Consider the following 1,506-nt stretch of genomic DNA (forward strand, 5'->3'; position numbering starts at 1 on the left):
GATCTTCGCCGTGCCGTTGGCGCTGCCGGCCATCGTTGCAGCGCTCGGCATCCTGGCGCTTTATGGCCGTGCCGGCTACTTCGCCGGCGTGCTTGCCGTTATCGGCGGCGGAAGCTGGCCGGGCATCTATGGCCTGTCCGGCATTCTCGTCGCCCATGTCTTCTTCAACCTGCCGCTGGCGACGCGGCTGTTCCTCGAGGCGCTGCAGACCATACCGGCCGACCAATGGCGGCTGGCGAGCCAACTCGGCATGGCGGCCCGGCCGGCGTTCCGGCTGATCGAATGGCCAACGCTGCGCGCCGCACTGCCCGGCGTCGCCGGGCTTGTGTTCATGCTCTGCATCACATCCTTCACGATCGTGCTGACGCTCGGCGGCGGGCCGGCCGCGACGACGCTTGAGGTCGGCATCTACCAGGCGCTGCGCTTCGATTTCGATCCCGCACGGGCCGTTGCACTGACGCTGCTGCAGATCGCCTTGACCTTTATCGTGGTGCTGGCACTGACGCGGCTAGGCGCCAATGTGGTCGGCGACACCAATTTGCCGGTCGCGCAACGCCGCTATCTCTCGGTCAATCGGAGCGAGACCTGGTTGAACGCGCTACTCATCGTCCTGGCGCTGCTGTTCGTTGTCGGGCCGATGGCGGCAACCGTGATGGCCGGATTGAGTGCCGATCTCGCCCGCTTGGCCGGCGAGGCCACTGTCCGGCAGGCAACGCTGACCAGTGCGGCGCTCGCCTTCCTGTCGGCGCTGCTTTCGGTGATGCTGTCGCTGGCGCTGACCATGGCGCGGCGGGCACTGGCGCTGAACCGCCGTGCCGGCGCAAAGACACTGCTCGAACACGCCACCGATACAGGCGCCGGTTTTGTCCTGGTCGTGCCGCCGATCGTCGTCGGCGCCGGCTGGTTCCTGTTGTTGCGCCATGTCGGCGATGTCTTCGCCATCGCTCCGGTCATGGTCGTCACCGTCAACGCGGTGATGGCGATGCCGTTTGCGCTCCGCGCCGTGCGTCCCGCCTATGATGCAGCGAGCGAGCGTCACGAACGGCTCTGTGCACAGCTCGGCATTGCGGGCTGGAACCGGCTGATGCTGGTCGACTGGCCGTCGCTGCGGCGACCGCTCGCCACGGCCTTCGCTTTCGCCATGGCGCTGTCGCTCGGCGATCTCGGTGTCATTGCCTTGTTCGGCAGTGATTCCGTGCAGACATTGCCCTACCTTCTTCTGGCTCGGATGGGCAGCTACCGCACCGAGGATGCCGCCGGCCTCGCACTGCTGCTCGGCCTCGTCTGTCTCGCGTTGATCGTGGCGGCGCACTGGCTGGGAAGGGAGGAGGTCCGTGATGCGTGAAAAGGCGGCCAACGGGCTCGCGAAGGGCGCGCCGGTGCGGCTGGACAAAGTGTCGTTCAGCTATGGCAGCTATGGCGAGGCGCCGCTTGTTTTCGATGTCGAGTTTGCCGCGGCGACGATCACCGCCATCATGGGGCCGAGCGGTTCGAGCAAGTCGACAC

Annotated in this window: 1 protein-coding gene and 1 pseudogene; both read left to right on the forward strand. The window is 66.6% G+C overall.

The genetic code is table 11. From position 1 onward, the window contains the following. On the forward strand, window positions 1-1,345 hold a 1,345-nt coding region (locus EN879_RS35490), incomplete at its 5' end, for a thiamine/thiamine pyrophosphate ABC transporter permease ThiP (protein ID WP_164774821.1). Beyond that, a pseudogene (locus EN879_RS40385) lies at window positions 1,338-1,506 on the forward strand (thiamine ABC transporter ATP-binding protein); the annotation flags it as partial. The gene EN879_RS35490 and the pseudogene EN879_RS40385, both read left to right, overlap by 8 nt.

The organism is Mesorhizobium sp. M7A.F.Ca.AU.002.02.1.1, assembly GCF_003998535.1.
Lineage (GTDB): Bacteria > Pseudomonadota > Alphaproteobacteria > Rhizobiales > Rhizobiaceae > Mesorhizobium > Mesorhizobium ciceri.